This is a genomic window from Paenibacillus sp. E194, assembly GCF_000935845.1.
In the GTDB taxonomy this organism is placed as follows: domain Bacteria; phylum Bacillota; class Bacilli; order Paenibacillales; family Paenibacillaceae; genus Paenibacillus_B; species Paenibacillus_B alvei_B.
The window spans coordinates 1-18118 of record NZ_JMDX01000118.1 but is presented as its reverse complement, the minus strand read 5'-3'; the positions used below and the strand labels follow the sequence as shown (position 1 = coordinate 18118).

The following is an 18118-nucleotide window of genomic DNA, read 5'->3' as shown; positions in this document are numbered from 1 at the left end:
AATTTTTCATTATCCATTGAGGATATGATTCTTGAAATGATAGAGCTGACGATTGAAGCGGTGGATGCTTCTCCTGACATATCGTATGCAAATCGAAATAAGCACATTATCGGTCTGTTGTATGATCGGGGAGTGTTTAATATGAGAAATGCGGCTACAATCGTGGCAAATATGTTGAAAATTACGAAACATACCGTTTATTTGCATTTGCGTAATCATACTCCCAGAAACGAGAAGGAAACCTGTACAACCAGTAAACAAGGCTAATAACCTCAGATCCAATTATTTCATACCGATCGTGGTAATGAGTTTAAGAATAAGTTGATCGATGAAACGTTGACTGTATTCCAAATAGGTTTCCTTTTATGGTCATGTCCTCTACATATATCCATACTAAATCGATATATTTGAATAGACTGTAAAGAACTATGTGCTTTTCACTGATCGCTCAAGGAGGAATCGTATGGATGACTCATGTGTACTCGGCCCTTTAGATCCGGAGGAAAGGCAACGTAACGCGTATCAAATTCGGAAACAAGCCGCTAAAGAAGAAAAGTCGCGCAAAATCTTGCCGCAGCCTTGCATTCACGATGAAAGAAAATATCCGAACAAAATCGGAAATTTCTCGAAGGGACTGCCGCATAACGGTCTTGGAGAAGTTGATCAGCATGCTTACCAAGCATATCTCAAAGCATTGAATAGCGGCAAGCCAAGTAAATTCGAGGAAATTCCACTCGGTGGAACGCTTAAGCTCGTTAATCCGCAAGGCGCTTACGTGTATGATCTTGCTGGTCCCGACGGACATTCCTTAACGATTCCAGCTCCGCCTTCGATAAACAGTGCAGCCGCCGCCAGCGATATGGTAGAACTATACTGGCAATCGTTGTTGCGGGATGTTCCGTTCAACAGCTACGACAGGGATCCATTAGCGGCTGCAGCAGCGGAGAACCTTTCGAATCTGAAGGATTTTTACGGGCCTAAAATAAATGGACAAGTAACCCCGCAAACTTTATTTCGTGGCGTTACGCAAGGCGATCTAGTAGGGCCGTATATCTCGCAATTTTTATATAAAGATATTCCATTTGGCCTCACTTCCATTATTCAAAAATACAAAGTACCTTTGGCGGGACAACATTTCTTAACGGATTATCAAACATGGCTGAGCATTCAAAACGGCGCTGCTCCGTCTGCTTCCATTGTCTATGATCCTGAACCTCGTTTTTTAAGAAACGGAAGAGATCTAAGTGAATGGGTGCATAAAGATTTTTCTTATCAAGGTGTGTTAATGGCCTGTTTATATTTGTTGAGCTTGGGATCTTCTGCACTTGATCCGGCCAATCCGTATTTCCATTCGCGCACTCAAACTGGATTTGTTACCTTTGGTTCTCCGTATATTTTGGATTTGGTCGCACGGGCCGCGAATTTCTCGATGGAGTCTGCCTGGTATCAGAAATTTCTTGTACATCGGAGACTGCGGCCGGAAGAATTTGGCGGTCTCGTTCAACAGAAAATAACGAACAATGCAAATTATCCGATTTATGAGCAGCTCCTGAATTCTCCTGCAGTTGATCTAACCTTCAATAAATACGGAACCTACTTGCTGCCACAGGCTTATCCGGAAGGGTGCCCGGCACATCCGTCCTATCCGGCAGGTCATGCCGTAATCGCCGGCGCAGGCGTCACGATGTTAAAGGCATTCTTCAACGAAGATTTTCTTCTCCCGAACCCAGTTACAGTGAGCGAAGACGGTCTGTCCCTTGAGCCCTTTAACGGAACGCCGCTCACAATAGGCGGTGAATTGAATAAGCTTGCCAATAACTTGGCCATCGCTCGGGCATTTGCAGGTATTCATTATCGCTCTGACTGTTTTCACGGCATGAATTTGGGCGAGGCTGCCGCCATTGGTTTGCTTCGCAACTACAGGCATACGTTTAACGAGCCATTCTGCGGATTTAAGCTTACGAAATTCGACGGTACAACTATAATTGTAAAATGATTGCCCAAGTATAAAGAGCCTCTAACTTTCCTTTCCTCGAGAAGTAGTACAAGGTGTTTATGAACATATAGTATGTTATAAAACAGTGACAGTATGGACGAGAAAATAATGTCCTAGACTGTCACTGTTTATATCACTATTAATCCCATTTGAAGAAGCACAGAGACATACTCATACATATCACTGTAAGTACAATCATTACAACCACGGGGATGATAACACGATCCATTGGCAGGCCAAGTGAAGCGGCTTTCAACATCTTAATGCCCTGTGTCAGCGGTAATATATCGGCCACTGTTTGAAGCGCCGCAGGCATAACTTCATAAGGCAAGGTAGCACCAGAGAAAATAAGCATTGGAAAATAGAGCAGACTGGCTATAGCACTTGCTATTTTCATGTTTGGGGCCAGTCCACCGACCTTTTGCTTTTGCCTGCACCGTTTGCGCCCAGGAAGCCAAAACCTTCACCACGACAAATCGATAGATTTAGATGATCAACTGCTTTGACATTGGCGTAAGATTTGCTCAAGTTTTCTACCTTGATCGTTGTTTCCACGTGATCAGATCCCTCCTTAATGCTCTCTTTGCATAAATAAAATAACACCAGAGCAAAGTCTGGTGTTAAAGTGTAGGGTTTGTTGTAAATTTCGTTTTCATTTCTCCAAGGCGAGTGAGCACAATTCGAGCGTTGTTCTCGGCGTATTGCAGGGATGTAAGCCGAAATTGATCATGCTTCTTCTACATTCGTGTGTAACCGTTTCAAGCTGGTATCAAACTCTTTCTCGATAGCTTCGTCCCGTTGATAGGTAAACAGACTTATGGCAATAATGACGATAAGGTTGACGATAAATCCGGGAATGATTTCGTATACATCTCTAGTAATTTGCAAGTCAATATTTTTCCAAATAATCACTGTTGTTGCGCCTGCTAACATTCCGACAATGGCACCCCAATTGGTCATTTTTCTCCAGTACAGGCTTAACAGGATAACGGGGCCAAAGGAAGCGCCAAAACCGGCCCACGCATAAGCGACGAGACTTAAAATGGTTTTGTTTTCACCGCCCAACGCAAGCAGGCAGGCGATGACTGAAATCGTTAGAACAGCCATTCGTCCAAAGAACACAAGTTCTTTATCAGAGGCATTTTTACGCAGAATCAGCTTATACAAATCTTCTGTTAATGCACTAGAGGTTACAATGAGCTGAGAAGAAACCGTGCTCATTATTGCAGCCAATACGGCAGCAAGGACAAGTCCGGCAATAAACGGATGGAATAAAATTTGTCCAAGTTGAATGAAGACAGCTTCTGGATTAGACAATGTATAATTTGTTTGTGCAAAAAAAGCAAGACCTACTAATGCTGTTAATGAAGCGCCAAGTAATGTGGCAACCATCCAGCCCATACCAATACGTCGCGCAGTTTTGGTCTCTTGTACAGAGCGGATGGCCATAAAGCGGATGATAATATGCGGTTGGCCAACATAGCCAAGTCCCCAGGCAACTGCAGAGATGATGCCGAGCACAGTAGTTCCGTTAAATAAATCCAGGAGGGACGGATCTATGGCTCTGATTGTATCAACTGTGTTGGCAAACCCACCCGTTTCGCTCATTGCTAACACCGGTACAAGGATAAGAGCAAGCAGCATGATAAGCCCTTGGACAAAGTCCGTCCAACTGACAGCAAGGAAGCCCCCAAACAATGTATAGGCAACAACCACTCCGGATACGAGGAGCAGCCCCGCTATATAAGGAAGGGAGAAGGAGTTTTCAAAAAAGACGGCTCCTGCCACCATACCTGAGGAAATATAGAACGTAAAGAAAATGAGGATAACAATGGAGGAAACAATCCGCAGAAGTTTGGTGCTATCCTTAAATCGATTTTCCAAAAACGACGGAATGGTAATGGAGTTCCCGGAAACTTCCGTGTATGTGCGCAAACGTGGGGCAATAAACAGCCAGTTAAGATAGGCGCCAACCGATAAGCCAATGGCAATCCAGATATTTGACAGTCCTGTCAGGTAAATCCCTCCCGGAAGCCCCATTAACAGCCATCCGCTCATATCGGCAGCGCCAGCACTTAAAGCAGTTACAGCAGGCCCTAAGGAACGTCCCCCTAACATATAGTCCGTTAAGTTTGTCGTTTTTCGGAAAGCATACCACCCTATACCTAGCATAGTTGCCATATATATCACGATGGCAATCATTTTTGGGATATCTTCTAACACTGTTCCACCTCGTTTAAAAGATGATATTATTCAATATATTACCATCATTTCAACATATTGATTTGAATTTTAAAAGTGAGTTGAACGCTAATAAGTGGGATGTTCGTACATCGTTATCTGGGAGCATCAGAGAACTTTAACTTGGCAATAGACGGAGAGGGGTCAGCCTGAAGTGCCAAAAACCCGCATAAATTGCGGGTTTTTGAATTGTTATTGTTGGGAGATGAAAGGCGTTATCCAGTAAATTCCTGAACCCATGTGTTGTTATAAAAAGCAATACCGATATGGGTATAGTTATTATTCAGTATATTTGCTCTGTGGCCTGGGCTATTCATCCAATCCTTCATAACCTGGGTAGGGGTAGTTTGCCCTTTTGCGATGTTTTCTCCAGCGGTGTTGAAAGTAATTCCGAATTCCTTCAACATATCGAAGGGGGATCCATGTGTGGGAGAATTATGATCAAAGTAATTGTTGTTGTACATGTCCTGTGCCTTGACCATAGCCACATTTGACAATTCTCCACTTCTACTCAAGGAACCTAATCCTGCTTTGGACCTTTCTTGATTTACTAGATCCAGAACCTGCTGCTCGAATTCGGATAAATGATTATCCACAGTACCTTCCTGTACTGATCCTGTTGAACCTGTTGGCTCCTTATTTTCAGGATTCCCTGTAGGTACCTGGTTTGCTGGATTTCCATCCGGTGTTCGAATCAGATCCAACAAATCCAATGGAATTCCATTTTGTGCTTCTTTTGTTGTCATGGAAGATCGCTCTTTCCATGACGTAGCTGTTGATGATGCCTGTGTGAGGACAGCGTTTGGCGCAGTAGTATGATCATGAGTTGAAGTTCGTGTTTGCTTAGGAGTCACTTGCTTTTGCATCATATTGTTATGGGACGAACAACCTGCCACCACTAATAATACTGCTAATACAAAAAACTTTGCCATTAGCCAACCTCCTAGATCCGTTAATTAATGAAGTTACCGGATTTAGGTTTTCCTGCAAGCCTTTTACTTATTCCTCAGTACGGTTTGGCGTAAGACCAAGTTCCTCATAAAGGCGCACAGTGTTGGGGTGGATTCCAATGCTACGCGCTAATTTTGTTGTTCGGTACGTTTTCATGAATCCTATCACCTCATCTCTGCACTTTATCATTACTTACATTTACCGACCCGCCCAGTTTCGTGGTATCTTAGGGGAGAACGAATCTATTAAATTCTGGGGAACCATGGAGAAACAGTATGAACTTTGATTGCTTAATTGTGGATGACGAGACGGTGCTTGCAGAAACGACATGCGAATATTTGAATATGTTTGAGGTTAAATCGGCTTATGTGACCAGTGCGGAGGCGTGCGAACGGTTTTTGCAGGAAAATGACACCTCGTTAATCCTGCTGGATATCAATCTTGGCGACAGCTCGGGGTTTGACCTGTGTAAAAAGCTGCGGATGACGACAGATATTCCGATTCTATTCATCAGCGCCCGCTCTAGTGATGACGATGTGCTGATCGCCCTCAACATCGGCGGCGACGATTATATCCAAAAACCGTATACGCTCAGTATCCTGCTGGCCAAGGTCAAGACTGTGCTCAAACGCTATGGAAAACAACGTCCAACAGTGGTGGACATGCTGGAATTCGGGCGAGTGCAGATCGACCTGGCGCTTTGCCGGGTACGGGTGAACGGTGCGGAGGTCAAATTCAAAGCGCTGGAATATCGTCTGCTCTGTTATTTGGCCCAGCATAAGAACCGGGTGATACCCAAGGAAGAACTGTTCGCCAAGGTATGGGGCGACTCGTTCACCGGGGACGGAACCTTGAATGTGCACATCCGGCACCTGCGTGAAAAAATCGAGGCCGATCCCAATCGACCGAGTTATATCAAAACGGTGTGGGGCACGGGATATGTCCTGGAGGACGGCGAGCGATGAGAACTAAGGGGATGCTCCTGATGCTGCTTGTGCTTGTGGTAATGGCAGCCGGCATCGTACTGTCGGTGTGGGTGATTGAAGCCGAAGTCGATACCCGGGTCGATATTGTCATGGCGAATCAGGTGCTGAAGACGGTCGAAAGCCATTGGCCGGAAATCGGGGAAGGCGATTACAGCGGTATCACCCAGCAATTTGTCGTGCTCGACCGGAGCGGGAATGTTCGCTATCGGACAGCGAGCGGACTGTCCGAGACCGCATATGATGCGATTAGGAATAGGGACGCGGTGCTGGATGTGACGGTAGAGGGGCAGCTTGCTGGAAAGCTGATCATCCATGATGACTATGGGCAAACCATACAGTACATAAAACGGAAATTGATGGTCGTGATGCTGACGACGTTTACGATAGTGACGGTACTGTGCGCGCTATATGTTGTATTTCTGAACCATTCCATTATCCGGCCGTTTCGCAAGCTGCAAAACTTCGCTCTCCATGTGGCGCGGGGCAACTTGGACTTCCCGTTGAAGATGGACAAGAATAACCTGTTCGGCGCATTTACCGAAAGCTTCGACATCATGCGCGAGGAACTGGCGGCGGCGCGACAGCGTGAATACGAAGCCAACCGCAGCAAGAAGGAGCTTGTAGCCAGCTTGAGCCATGACGTCAAAACGCCGGTCGCCTCCATCAAGGCAGTAAGCGAGCTGATGCTGCTGCGAGCGGACGATGAGAAGACGATCAAGCAGCTTGGCATGATTTATGCCAAGGCCGAGCAGATTAATCTTCTGGTCACGGATATGTTCCATGCGACGCTAGAAGAATTGCAGGAGCTTAAAGTGAAAATTACCGAGGAATACAGCACGGTTCTGACAGAAATGATCATGAATGTGAATTATGATGATCAGATTGTGTGTGGCCCCATTCCGGAATGCATTATTTTGACCGATGCCATGCGTTTGCAGCAAGTCATCGACAATGTCCTGAGCAACTCCTACAAATATTCCGGCACCACCGTTAAAATTACCTCATTCATTGATCGCACCCACCTGCATGTCGAGATTATGGATTACGGGACAGGAGTCAGCCCGGATGAACTGCCTCTGATTTTCAACAAGTTTTACCGGGGAAGCAATATCCAAGGTCAGTCCGGAGCGGGGTTGGGACTTTTCATTTCCCGATATCTGATGCAGAGCATGCAGGGCCATATTCAATGCCATAATCGAAATGACGGTTTTACGGTGACCCTGCGGATCAAGTTGGCCTGAGTATTTAAGGAGTAGTTAAGGAGTGGGCAAAGATTAAATAAGAATTCATTTTGTATGATGAAAATGTACCGGATACCTGATACTCAATTATGCAATTTGTCGACAAGGGAATGATCATTTCGTGCAAAAGACGATATTGCGAACAGAAAAATTATGCAAGACTTTCTCTACCGGCGGGGTTCAACAACATGTGTTGAAAAATTTGGACATCGAGCTGCTGGAAGGGGACTTTACGATTATTATGGGCAGCTCTGGATCTGGCAAATCGACACTGCTCTATGCGCTCTCGGGCCTGGATAGACCAACGCTTGGCGAAATTTATTTTGAAGGGGAAAATATTTCGCGGTTCAGCAATGATCAACTGGCTCTTTTTCGCAGAACCCATTGCGGTTTCGTGTTCCAGCAAATCCACCTGCTGGACAATATGAGCGTGCTGGACAACGCAATGGCAAGCGGGCTGCTGGTCAACAAAAACAGGCAGGCCGTCGCCGCCAGAGCCAGACAACTGCTGGGAAATATAGGTTTGCCGGAATCCTCATGGAGTAAATTTCCTTCCCAGTTATCCGGTGGCGAGGCACAGCGGGCCGGAATCGTCCGCGCCATTATGAACAATCCGCGAATGCTGTTCGCGGATGAGCCTACCGGTGCGCTCAATTCTGCATCCAGCGACAGTGTGCTGGATATCATGACCGGGCTGAACTTGGGCGGGCAGAGCATCGTGGTGGTCACGCATGATCTGACAACGGCTTTGCGGGGCAACCGCATCCTATATCTGCGCGATGGCGTCATTTGCGGAGATTTGACGCTTGGCACTTTTCAGGGAGAACATGACCGGAACCGCCGGGAAAGGCTGAAAGTGTTTCTGGCCGAAATGGGGTGGTAAGGTGAATGTGTTACAGCTGGCAGCTGCTAATCTCAAAAAATCAAAAAGCGCCGCCCTCTTCCTGTTTATCTTGATGCTAATTGCTGGGCTGCTATTGAATATCGGCCTGACGGCAATGTCCGTTATGAATCATTTTTACGAAGACAAGGTGCGCGAGCTGCACGATCCGCATGTCAGTATTGCGCTGAATAGCGCCAGCTTCAAAGCGGCTTACGGGGATTTCCTTGCGTCCTATCCAGGCGTGCGGGAGATGGAGACGGAACAGGTGATTCTGCTATCCACATCTACGATCCCTTTCTATGAAAATGATTCCGGTTTTGGTATCCGCATCATGTTGCTGAATGCGGACGCCGCGCGAAGTATCGCACCAGTTAGGCTAATTGAGGCTGCATCTACGGGTTCGGGAGAAGGAATATATATTCCCTACAGCTGGAAGGTGAGGAACGGATACCAGCTGGGGGATAACTTAACCATTACTTATCAGGGCAAAGCATTCAGTTACCAAATAACTGGGATTTTTGAGTCTACTTTAATGGGCAGCTCTAGGCTGAATATGCTGAAGTTTTATTTGCCGAATGCAGCCTACCGCCAATTTACCAGGGCAGTCGGCCCCGAGGCCCAGGGAACACTGATGTCTGCCATTTTATCGGACAACGAGCAATCAGGCGAGGTAGTAAAGAATTATCAGAAACAGTTTCCCCATTCGAATGAAGTCGAAATCCCCAGTTTTTGGGCCGCTGACACAGAAACGGCGAAAGACGGTGGGGGATTCATCGTTAATTTTGTTTCCATGATCTTGGCTGCGTTCGCTGCAGTGATTGTGCTAGTGTCGCTTATTGTCATTGCATTCCACATCTGGGACAGTATCGAAGATGGGATCGCAAACATCGGTGTCCTCCAAGCGATGGGCTACACTAGTCTGCAGATTATATTATCCTATGTCGTGCAGTTTTCGTTGATTGCGATGGCAGGGAGTGCCACAGGTGTGGCCGTCTCTTATGCAATGCTGCCTGCATATGGGCAGGTCGTATCTTCTCTGACGGGGCTGATATGGAGGGGCGGCGCAAGTGCTGGCGTAAGTCTGGCCAGTATTGCAACTGTGACTTCGCTGGTGTCCACGGTGGCGCTGCTCTCCGCAGCGCGCATCCGCAGACTTCATCCCGCCGCAGCTCTGCGTGGCGGGCTCATGACCCATAATTTCAGGCGGAATTTCTTCCCGCTGGATCGGGCCAGGGGCTGCCTCCAATGGGTGCATGCCTGTAAAGCCATGATGGCCAATGGACGGCAAAATCTGCTGATCGGCATCATTATGGCCGCGATCACTTTCGCATCGGTATTTTCAGTGGTGCTGTATTACAACATTGCCGGGGATAAAGTGGCCTTTTACCAAGTGCTTGGTTCAGAAATGCCAAATGTCGGGATTCAAGTTCAGCCTGGAAAAGACAGCTTGCAGTTGCTTGCAGGGATCCGACAGATGACCGGTGTGAGCAAGGCCGTTATTATGGACTCGATTATAATGGCAATTCAGGGTCACATCGTAAATACGGAAATTTCCGACCAGTTTGAAATGCTGGATAACCAAACGGTCTATGAGGGCCGCTATCCGCAGTATGACAATGAGGTGGCCATTACCGGCGGTCTCGCTAGGCTACTCGGCAAATCTATCGGTGATTCAATCCAATTAGAAGCGGGAAATGACTCCTATTCATTTTTGATCACAGGGCTGAACCAATCGTTCAGTGCGGGAGGAAAGGGAGCTTCATTAACTCTATCTGGAGTGCATCATCTTATCCCTGGACACAAGGGACTGTCAGTTAATGTATACCTGCAAGGTGCCGACAAATCGACTTTTATGCAGAAGGTCAAAGCGGAGTACGGGGATATGATTTGGTCTGTAACTGATGTGGATGAGTCACAGGAAAGTGGAATGCAGGTATATAACTCGGCTGTTTTTGCCGTTATGACAGTTATTCTGGGAATTACGGTACTGGTGGTTGTCCTCATTATTTATCTGGTCATCAGAACGGCAGTTCTTAAGCGCAGGAGAGAGCTTGGTATTCTACAAGCGGCAGGCTACACAACATACCAGTTGATGACCCAGGTTACGCTGAGCATTATGCCCATCGCTATTGTCGGTATCATTTGCGGCGGTGTGCTGGGCGGCCTGTATACGAATGTCATACTAGAGCTGCTGCTTATGGATGCGGGCATTTCCAAGGTACGCTTTGTTGTTCATGTGCCGCTCGTTGCGATGCTCTGCATGGCTATCTTTTCGTTATCATTTCTGGTGTCCTTACTGGCAGCATACAGGATTAGAAATATTACTCCTTACTGTTTAATAACCGAGTAGCCGGACGGCAGTTCATTGGTTCAGCAAACTTCTGATGAAAAGGAATAAGTAGAGCCTAAGCGCCGTCCTTGGTTGACGGCCTCCTAGTGTTGAATCAATAAGCACAATTACAGATATTAAATGACTTTAATATCTGTAAATAAAAGGTGGATAATATGCATATAAAAATACGGAACTCCCTTATTGCGCTTCTGATAAGTATGCTCTTTACTGTTTTTTCACTCCCGGCCTATGCGACGGATACAACAAACGCAGGGAACACGCCTTCGGGGATTCCCTACGATCGGCTGGAGCAGGAGATCGACAGTTATGTAAACGCTCATGTCGGAAAAGCAAGTCCCGGAGCTGCGGTTGTGGTGACCAAGGGCGACAAGATCATTTTCTCCAAAGGCTACGGTTATGCCAATATCGAGAAGAAAACGGAGGTCGATCCTGCCAAAACTGTATTTGCCTACGGCTCCATAAACAAAGCGTTTGCCTGGACGTCTGTGATGCAGTTGGTGGAAGCGGGCAAGATGAAGCTGGATCAAGACATCAGAGCTTACCTTCCAAAAGAGCTTGCCGAGAGACTGTCGATTAAGAAGCCGATTACGATGCTGGATATGATGAGCCATACCGCCGGTTTTGAGCAGCATCCACTAAGCACTTTCGCTATGTCGGCGGAGAGTATGACCTCGTTGGAAGAGACACTGTTTTCTAGCCAGCCAGCGCAAATCTATGAACCTGGCAAGGTGATCGCCTATTCCAACTTTGCCACCGCATTGGCTGGTCTGGTCGTGGAGAAGATCAGCGGTGAATCCTTCTCGGACTATGAAATGAACCATATTCTGCGCCCGCTGGGAATGAACCTGACCTCCGGCCATCCGACCTTGGAGGATCGCCCTGAATTGCAGAATGCGGAAGCTACAGGTTATGCGATGAAGCCTGAGGGCGGCTTCGAGGCAAGAGCGCACTATTTTGTTCCTATGTATCCAGCAGGTGCCATGGAAGGAACAGCGGAGGATCTGGCTCGGTTCGCTATAGCACTGAATGTCCCATCCAGTCCGCTCTTCACCCGGCCGGAGACCGTACAGACGATGCTGTCCCAGAGCTATACGCCCAATGCGGAGATTCTGTCCAATGCGCATGGATTCTGGGAATACCGAGCTAATCCGCATACCGTTGGGCACAGTGGAAATGTGAAGGGGTTCTCTGGCAATTTTGCCGTCGTCCCCGATGAACAGCTAGGCATCGTTGTTTTGACGAATATGGAGATTGAGCAGAAACTCACCTCCGGCATCATTAATCTGCTGATTCAGGACAAGACACAGGAGGCCGTGACCCCGGCCGATGATTTGGCTCCGTCCAGCGAATTGAACGGATATTACGTGCAATCGGGCGGTACCTTCACCACGTATCACGAGGTTATCAATTATCTGGGGTTAATCAAGGTAGAAGCTAAAGGAAAGCATGATCTTACTCTAAGCGTGATGGGGATGTCGGGAGAGATGAAGCAAATAAAGCCGAATGTATACAAATACGCTAAGTCCGATAATCCAAGATTCGAACGCTTGGCGCCGGCTTTGTATGCGGAAATTTCGGATGGCCAGGTCGTGCGGTTAAGCAAAGGAATTGCAACAGATATACTGCCGCTGCAAGGAAACCGTTCGCTTCCGGCACTAACCAGCTATCTGGTACTGGCCGTGATCGCGATTGCATTCTTTCTGCTGGCTCCGTTTATTCTGCTGGTTGGTTGGATCTTTCGGAAAAGAAAGGGAAGTCCGTCCGCATCCACATCTACAGCTAGCCGCCTGTTAATGGCTGTTATATGGTGTGGGACGATTTTGGTGGTCAACATCCTATACTTGATGGTGAATGCCATGATTAATGAAAACGTAACGGTAGGTCAGATGAATGCTGGCGTCGCCTTGAATTGGGTTCTGGCAGCACTCGCCGCAGCTCTGTTTGTACTCTCTATCTTTAAAGGCAGACATCAAGTGATATCCAAAGGGCACAAAGGGTTCCGGATCGTCGTGGGAGTGCTGTTCACCGGGTTTGCTCTGCTGCTAGTCAATTGGCACTTCTTTCATTTCATCCTATAGTTCCAGTCGGGTAGGCGATCAATGATCTCATCTGACAAGTGTGATATCGTGCCGCACCGGAGCGCGTCCGGAAGTTAGTTGTAAACCTTGATTTTCTTCTGACTGGTACGTGCCGTTATCAAATCTATTAATATAGCATATTATGTAAAGCAACGTGAAACTATAAAAATGTTGCGAAAAGGGGATGGATATAAATGGCTTTATTTGAAATTGGGGCGAGATGTCTTTTCAATTTTCGAAACGAACGCTTTTTCCTATTAGTTGAAGATGAAATTACAGTTCCAGATAAAGGTGTGGAGATTGATCCGGTTAATATCTATGAAATTGACCAGCAAACTTTCAATTTTATCAGTGAGGAAGGAGATACGAACGAGTGTGTACCAGTTGCGACACTTCCAATTGTACCACCTGGATTTAAATTAGAACGAAAGTGTATTTTTACAGTAGATAACGCATACTGGGTAATCTATGATTTAGAAAATGGAAGTGACAACAATGTTATATTAATCATCGATGCAGCTTTATTTAACTCATTGAAAAATGCTGGTGTTCGTGAATGTGTTCCTCAAAATTTCATTAATTAAATGGATCAGACCTCAAATAGAATACTTTTTGAAAAAAATTACCCCTCGTAGGTTTTTACGGGGTAATTTTTTTGTATGAGCCTTGATGTTGGGATGCTGAATATGCATCAGGAAAATTACTTTGGGCGGCAGGTTAAAATTATTTACGAAGACAGGCACGGTGAAATTACGCAGCGGCATATCGGCGTTCCAAGATGATATACATGATTGGAGAATTGAATGAGGGATCTAGTAGTGGCAAAAGCAGATAACACTGCAGTTACAGCAAAAACGAAACAGCCTTAGCCCGATGGAAGGACGAGCTAAGGCTGTAAGCATTCTATTTTATTCTACTGTCTTCTTGACGGGGTCAGTCCATCGAAAATAACGGAAGATGCCTTGCTTTATTTCAGGACTGAAACTGAAATCCAGATTCAGATTTAAGCGTACCGCTCGATCAGCGTTTCATACACACTTTTTGGACGGAGTCCGACTAGCTTTTCTACCGGCTCGCCGTTATGAAACATAATGACGGTCGGCATGGACATAACGCGGTATTCAGACGCGATGGCAGGGGAGTCGTCACAGTCTACCTTGACTACGTTTACCCGTTCCCCATATTGATGATCCAACTCGTCAAGAATTGGAAGAAGCGCTTTACATGGCGGGCACCACGTTGCTCCGAATTCAACAAGTGTAACCCCTTGCTCGCGAATAGATTCGCGAAATGATTGTTCATTAACTTCGTATATACTCATCGTTATTCCTCCTGGTTCGTTGTTTGTCTTTCCTTCATAATGAAGCGGATGCGCTCTTGCAGATTGGACTTTATAGATTGAAGAAGATGGATTTGCTCGTCGATTTCCGCAAGCTTTTGCTCATATATCGGGAGCACTTCTTGACAGAAGGCTTCTTCATTCTTGAGGACGCATTGCAGAAATCCGGCGATTTGCTCCGTTGTAAGTCCAAGGCTTAAATAAAACTGAATGGTGCGCACTTGTTCTTCCGCAAACGTTGAATATTCGCGGTAGCCATTCGTATGCCTAGCGGGAGTAAGCAATCCCTGCTGCTCATAATAACGCAGTGAGCGAAGGCTAACCCCAGTTCGGGCGGAAAGTTCACCGATTCTCATGTTCAAATCCCCTTCACGAATGATTCTTCTTCATTATAAACCCTGACATTAGTGTTAAGGTCAACCACTAGTTGATGTGATACATAAAAAAGAATCATCAGGCTAGAAGAGGGGCTTGGCATTTGCGCAAATACAGTAAAACCTCCAATTCCACATCGTGGGTTGGAGGTTTCTTTGTAAGTAACCTATTTAAATAAATTCAGCGTCGTAATGATGATCGGCATGGCAAACACGTCGATAAGAAAGGCTCCTACAATGGGAACGATCAGGTACGCTTTGCGGGAAGGCCCGAAGCGTTCCGTTACCGCAGCCATATTGGCCATTGCATTGGGCGTGGCGCCGAGACCATGACCGGTGAACCCGGCGACCATCACGGCGGCGTCATAGTCTTTGCCCAGCAACCTGAACAAAACGAAAATCCCGAACAGAACAATAAAGAGGACTTGGACCAGCACGATGGCGAGAATCGGAAGGGCAAGATCTGCCACTTCCCATAACTTGATGCTCATAAGCGCCATGGACAGGAAGATGCCAAGTGTAACGTCGCTTACTAGATTGATGCTCTTCATGTCGATGGCATTCGGATTAAATATGTCCACAATGTTGCGGACGATAACAGCCACGAACATGGCTCCGACATATCCAGGAAGGACAAAGCCTGTTGCTGACGTGAACAGCTCTCCCAAATACGTCCCAATCGCCATACAGAATGTAATGAGCAGCACTTGGATGAAGAAGGAATTTGTCGTTATCGGCTGAACGTATGCTTCTACGCTCGCAGCTTCCTCATTTGTTTCCGTCGGCTTCAGATTGTATTTCGCTATCAAATATTTTACCGTCGGGCCGCCAACCAGCCCCCCTGCGATTAGACCGAAGGTAGCTGACGCGATCCCAATAGACAATGCCGAATGGATTCCCAGATCTTCAATGGTTTGTCCAAATGCGCTCGCAGCTCCATGTCCGCCTTCCATAGATACGGCTCCTGCCATCATCCCAATAAGCGGATGAATGTCGAATAACGAGGCGAGGGATACCCCGATTACATTTTGCGCCAAAGCGAGAAAACCGCAGGCAAGCCAGTAAATGACGAGCAGCTTGCCGCCTAATTTGATGAGTTGAAAACTTGCTCCCAATCCTACCGTAGTGAAGAACGTGAGCATGAATAGACTTTGGAGCGAAGTATCCAAGGTAATTTCTAATAGACCTGTCGTTTTCAGGATCGTAGCTAGGATAGCAAACAGCAGTCCACCGACAACAGGCGCTGGAATACAAAACTTTTGCAGTACTCCCGATTTTCTGACAAGTAAGGTTCCTAGTACAAGCAGGGCTACAGCCAAAAATATCGTATTCACTTGATTAAGCGCCAGCGTCATCAGTGTTCCTCCCCATAAATGTCATGATAGCTTCATTCGTCAAGTATGCTCCTAGCTTTATGGTTCTCCCGTTCTCGTCAAGAGCCGGATTCACCTCACAAATATCGAAAGAAAGCGTTTTCTTATGAGCGGCGACCGAGCGAATAAGCGTGCGAACTACCATCGGTGTTAATCCGAAAGGAGAGGGGGCACTGACTCCCGGCGCAAATGCCGCATTGAGAACATCGGTACAAAGGGTGAGCATGACATAATCCTGTTGTTCGATGAACGTACGTAAGGATGAAAGGGTGCTATCCATCTGTCCTTCATGCATGTCTTCTTCTAGAATGTAGCGGGCACCGATCTCGTCCGCCTTGTCGAACAATTCTTGTGTATTACCGAAACGCTGGATGCCAAGCACCAAGTAGCTGCTGTTGTGATCCTGCTCTAATATTTGGCGGAACATCGTTCCTGATGATGGCTGAGTGTCGTAGGGGCGTAGGTCGAAATGGGCGTCAATGTTGATAATTCCTAGTGAAGCATCTGGTTCGATATGCTGACGGACACCTAAATAATGTCCATATAGCGTCTCATGTCCTCCGCCTAAAATAATGGGAGTAGCGGATTTGGAAAGTAGGTCAAATACGGCATGGCCCAATGCTGCCTGGGCTTCTTCAAGCTTGTCATTGGAACAAGTCACATTTCCCGCATCGACAAGGTGATGATCTTCCGCTGTTCTCCAGGGGAGGCTTGCGAGCGCTTGCCTGATCGCATTCGGAGCGTTCGCCGCGCCTAATCTTCCTTGATTGCGCCGAACGCCTTCCTCGCATTCAAATCCGATGATGGCGCAAGTGTTGGGAGAGAAGGTCTTACATGTTGCATCCAGCTCCATCCGTTCCACAATTTGATGGTAGCGGAAGCTGCTTCTTCTTTCCGTATGATCCGTTCGGCCGTTCCATACATCGGCTCCAATCGATTTTCGCAATGTCCCCACCCTTTCTCGTATGCTGTTGTTCCATTATATGATGACATTCTTATAATTTTAAATATATAATACAAATATATTAATAGCTTTTAGCTATAAATAGAGAAAGGAAGATCGTTCTGGATATCAAACAACTCCATTATTTTGTGACGGTTGCCGATCAGTTGAGCTATTCCAGAGCCGCGCAAAAACTGCATATATCACAGCCATCATTGAGCAACGCCATTAAAAACTTGGAGCATGAGGTCGGATCGCCCTTGTTCGAACGAAGCACGAGAAAAATCGAACTGACGGACGCTGGCAGTGTCCTGTATGAGAAGTCGATTCGGCTGCTCTCCCAAATGAACATTTTGAAAAAAGAGATGGAGGAAGTAAAGCTGACCGGAAGAGGGGAGCTCGTGATTGGCATGATCGAGTCCGTGAGACAATGGGTGCCTCAAGTGATCCGTGAATATCACAGCCGCTTTCCTTCGATGCATATTAAGCTGTTCGAGGTGCTGAGCAGAAAGGCGGTGGTCGATTCCTTGCGGAAATACCATACCCACCTCGTCATTACGAACCAGTGCATCCATGAAGACGATATTGAGTCGCTCCCTTTGTATAAGGAAAGGTTAGTCCTGGTGCTGCATCGGGATCATGCTTTAGCCCAGAAGAATTCCATTACATTCAAAGAGTTGGAGAAAGAACCCTTCATTATTAGCATGGAAGGATTCCAGACGAGAGAAGATATTTTGAGAGCCTTTGCGCTAGAGCAAACGTTTCCGAATATCAAATTTGAAATCGAACGGTTTGAGACCGCTCTGACATTGGTAAGAGAGAATCTTGGGCTTGCGATTATTCCAGAAAATTATCTAGTAGAACCGAAAGATGAATCGATTGTCCGCAAAACGTTGGATTCGCCTGCGTTGGAACGAACTGTCTATTTAATGGTTATGAAAAATCGGTATTTGGCACCTGCGGTTCAATGCTTCTTGGAAGAGATTCAACGCAACTTTGCGCCGGGGCACAAAGGAACGGATGTGATATATAGTATGGGTAAGGGTGAAAAAGAGAAGTTAGAGAGTAGTAATCTTTAAGGTAAGGAGGTTCGTGCCATTTCTCTACTTTGTATCCTGTTCTGAAGTTCATAGATATCATCGGGGTATTTGCAAGCTTCGCAAAAATCATGAGAAAGTTCAATAATAAGATGAAAGAGGTATCAATGAGGTTGAGTTAGATGTGAGTTTTCAGATGTTTGATGATTCATACAATGAATGTTGTAGTTTTGGGGAAATATATAATACAAAATACTTAGAGATATAAAGAAGGCAAGGGATCTGGAGTTAAAGCAATATGTAATATATACATATGACGACGT

The 18118-nt window shown here is 46.3% G+C and carries 17 protein-coding genes; 9 read left to right on the top strand and 8 right to left on the bottom strand.

The features are described 5' to 3' along the window. Positions 1 to 267 (top strand): helix-turn-helix domain-containing protein (locus AZ66_RS16750; RefSeq protein WP_044355876.1); only part of this gene is annotated, 267 nt, incomplete at its 5' end. Between the two features lie 196 nt (positions 268 to 463). Continuing rightward, positions 464 to 1996 (top strand): vanadium-dependent haloperoxidase, encoded by a 1533-nt coding sequence (locus tag AZ66_RS16745; protein WP_044355873.1) that lies wholly within the window; start codon positions 464 to 466, stop codon positions 1994 to 1996. A 139-nt stretch (positions 1997 to 2135) separates the two neighbouring features. On the opposite strand, the gene AZ66_RS16740 is transcribed toward AZ66_RS16745, so the two are convergent. The 4 genes from AZ66_RS16740 to AZ66_RS16730 all read right to left on the bottom strand — a co-directional run bounded on the left by AZ66_RS16740 (position 2136) and on the right by AZ66_RS16730 (position 5169). Then, positions 2136 to 2393 carry an ABC transporter permease gene (locus tag AZ66_RS16740; RefSeq protein WP_044355872.1) on the bottom strand — a complete coding sequence of 86 codons (258 nt, stop codon included), beginning with the start codon at positions 2391 to 2393 and terminating at the stop codon, positions 2136 to 2138. Beyond that, positions 2390 to 2551, bottom strand: a complete 162-nt coding sequence (locus tag AZ66_RS30715; RefSeq protein WP_231586907.1) for a hypothetical protein — start codon at positions 2549 to 2551, stop codon at positions 2390 to 2392. The genes AZ66_RS16740 and AZ66_RS30715 overlap by 4 nt, the downstream gene beginning before the upstream one ends. Positions 2552 to 2722: 171 nt before the next feature. Next, the gene (gene putP, locus AZ66_RS16735) at positions 2723 to 4219 is read right to left on the bottom strand and encodes a sodium/proline symporter PutP (protein WP_269433098.1); all 1497 of its coding nucleotides are present in this window, start codon (positions 4217 to 4219) and stop codon (positions 2723 to 2725) included. Between the two features lie 233 nt (positions 4220 to 4452). Beyond that, the gene (locus AZ66_RS16730) at positions 4453 to 5169 is read right to left on the bottom strand and encodes a CAP domain-containing protein (protein WP_044355870.1); all 717 of its coding nucleotides are present in this window, start codon (positions 5167 to 5169) and stop codon (positions 4453 to 4455) included. A gap of 294 nt (positions 5170 to 5463) precedes the next feature. On the opposite strand from AZ66_RS16730, the gene AZ66_RS16725 reads away from it, so the two are divergent. From AZ66_RS16725 to AZ66_RS16700, 6 genes are all read left to right on the top strand, one after another. Then, positions 5464 to 6153 carry a response regulator transcription factor gene (locus AZ66_RS16725; protein ID WP_044355869.1) on the top strand — a complete coding sequence of 230 codons (690 nt, stop codon included), beginning with the start codon at positions 5464 to 5466 and terminating at the stop codon, positions 6151 to 6153. Then, positions 6150 to 7415 (top strand): HAMP domain-containing sensor histidine kinase, encoded by a 1266-nt coding sequence (locus tag AZ66_RS16720; RefSeq protein ID WP_044355868.1) that lies wholly within the window; start codon positions 6150 to 6152, stop codon positions 7413 to 7415. Before AZ66_RS16725 ends, AZ66_RS16720 begins: the two co-directional genes overlap by 4 nt. 121 nt (positions 7416 to 7536) lie before the next feature. Further along, positions 7537 to 8298: an ABC transporter ATP-binding protein gene (locus AZ66_RS16715; protein ID WP_044355867.1), complete on the top strand. Its 762-nt coding sequence runs from the start codon at positions 7537 to 7539 to the stop codon at positions 8296 to 8298. 1 nt (position 8299) lies between these two features. Next, entirely contained in the window at positions 8300 to 10648 is a 2349-nt protein-coding gene (locus AZ66_RS16710; RefSeq protein WP_044355866.1) for an ABC transporter permease, read from the top strand. 155 nt (positions 10649 to 10803) lie between these two features. Next, complete coding sequence (locus AZ66_RS16705; protein ID WP_044355865.1) at positions 10804 to 12729, top strand: serine hydrolase domain-containing protein; 1926 nt, start codon at positions 10804 to 10806, stop codon at positions 12727 to 12729. 194 nt (positions 12730 to 12923) lie between these two features. Next, complete coding sequence (locus tag AZ66_RS16700; protein WP_044355864.1) at positions 12924 to 13313, top strand: hypothetical protein; 390 nt, start codon at positions 12924 to 12926, stop codon at positions 13311 to 13313. 419 nt (positions 13314 to 13732) lie between these two features. Here AZ66_RS16700 and trxA read toward each other — a convergent pair whose 3' ends face one another. The 4 genes from trxA to hutG all read right to left on the bottom strand — a co-directional run bounded on the left by trxA (position 13733) and on the right by hutG (position 16770). Beyond that, a complete protein-coding gene (gene trxA, locus AZ66_RS16695; RefSeq protein ID WP_021255867.1) occupies positions 13733 to 14050 on the bottom strand; it encodes a thioredoxin in 318 nt (105 codons plus the stop codon). A gap of 2 nt (positions 14051 to 14052) precedes the next feature. Next, positions 14053 to 14424, bottom strand: a complete 372-nt coding sequence (locus AZ66_RS16690; protein ID WP_021255868.1) for a MerR family transcriptional regulator — start codon at positions 14422 to 14424, stop codon at positions 14053 to 14055. 185 nt (positions 14425 to 14609) lie between these two features. After that, the gene (gene gltS / locus AZ66_RS16685) at positions 14610 to 15797 is read right to left on the bottom strand and encodes a sodium/glutamate symporter (RefSeq protein WP_044355863.1); all 1188 of its coding nucleotides are present in this window, start codon (positions 15795 to 15797) and stop codon (positions 14610 to 14612) included. After that, entirely contained in the window at positions 15781 to 16770 is a 990-nt protein-coding gene (hutG, locus tag AZ66_RS16680; RefSeq protein ID WP_044355862.1) for a formimidoylglutamase, read from the bottom strand. The genes gltS and hutG overlap by 17 nt, the downstream gene beginning before the upstream one ends. 110 nt (positions 16771 to 16880) lie before the next feature. On the opposite strand from hutG, the gene AZ66_RS16675 reads away from it, so the two are divergent. After that, entirely contained in the window at positions 16881 to 17837 is a 957-nt protein-coding gene (locus AZ66_RS16675) for a LysR family transcriptional regulator (protein ID WP_082061623.1), read from the top strand. Positions 17838 to 18118 lie beyond the last annotated feature (281 nt).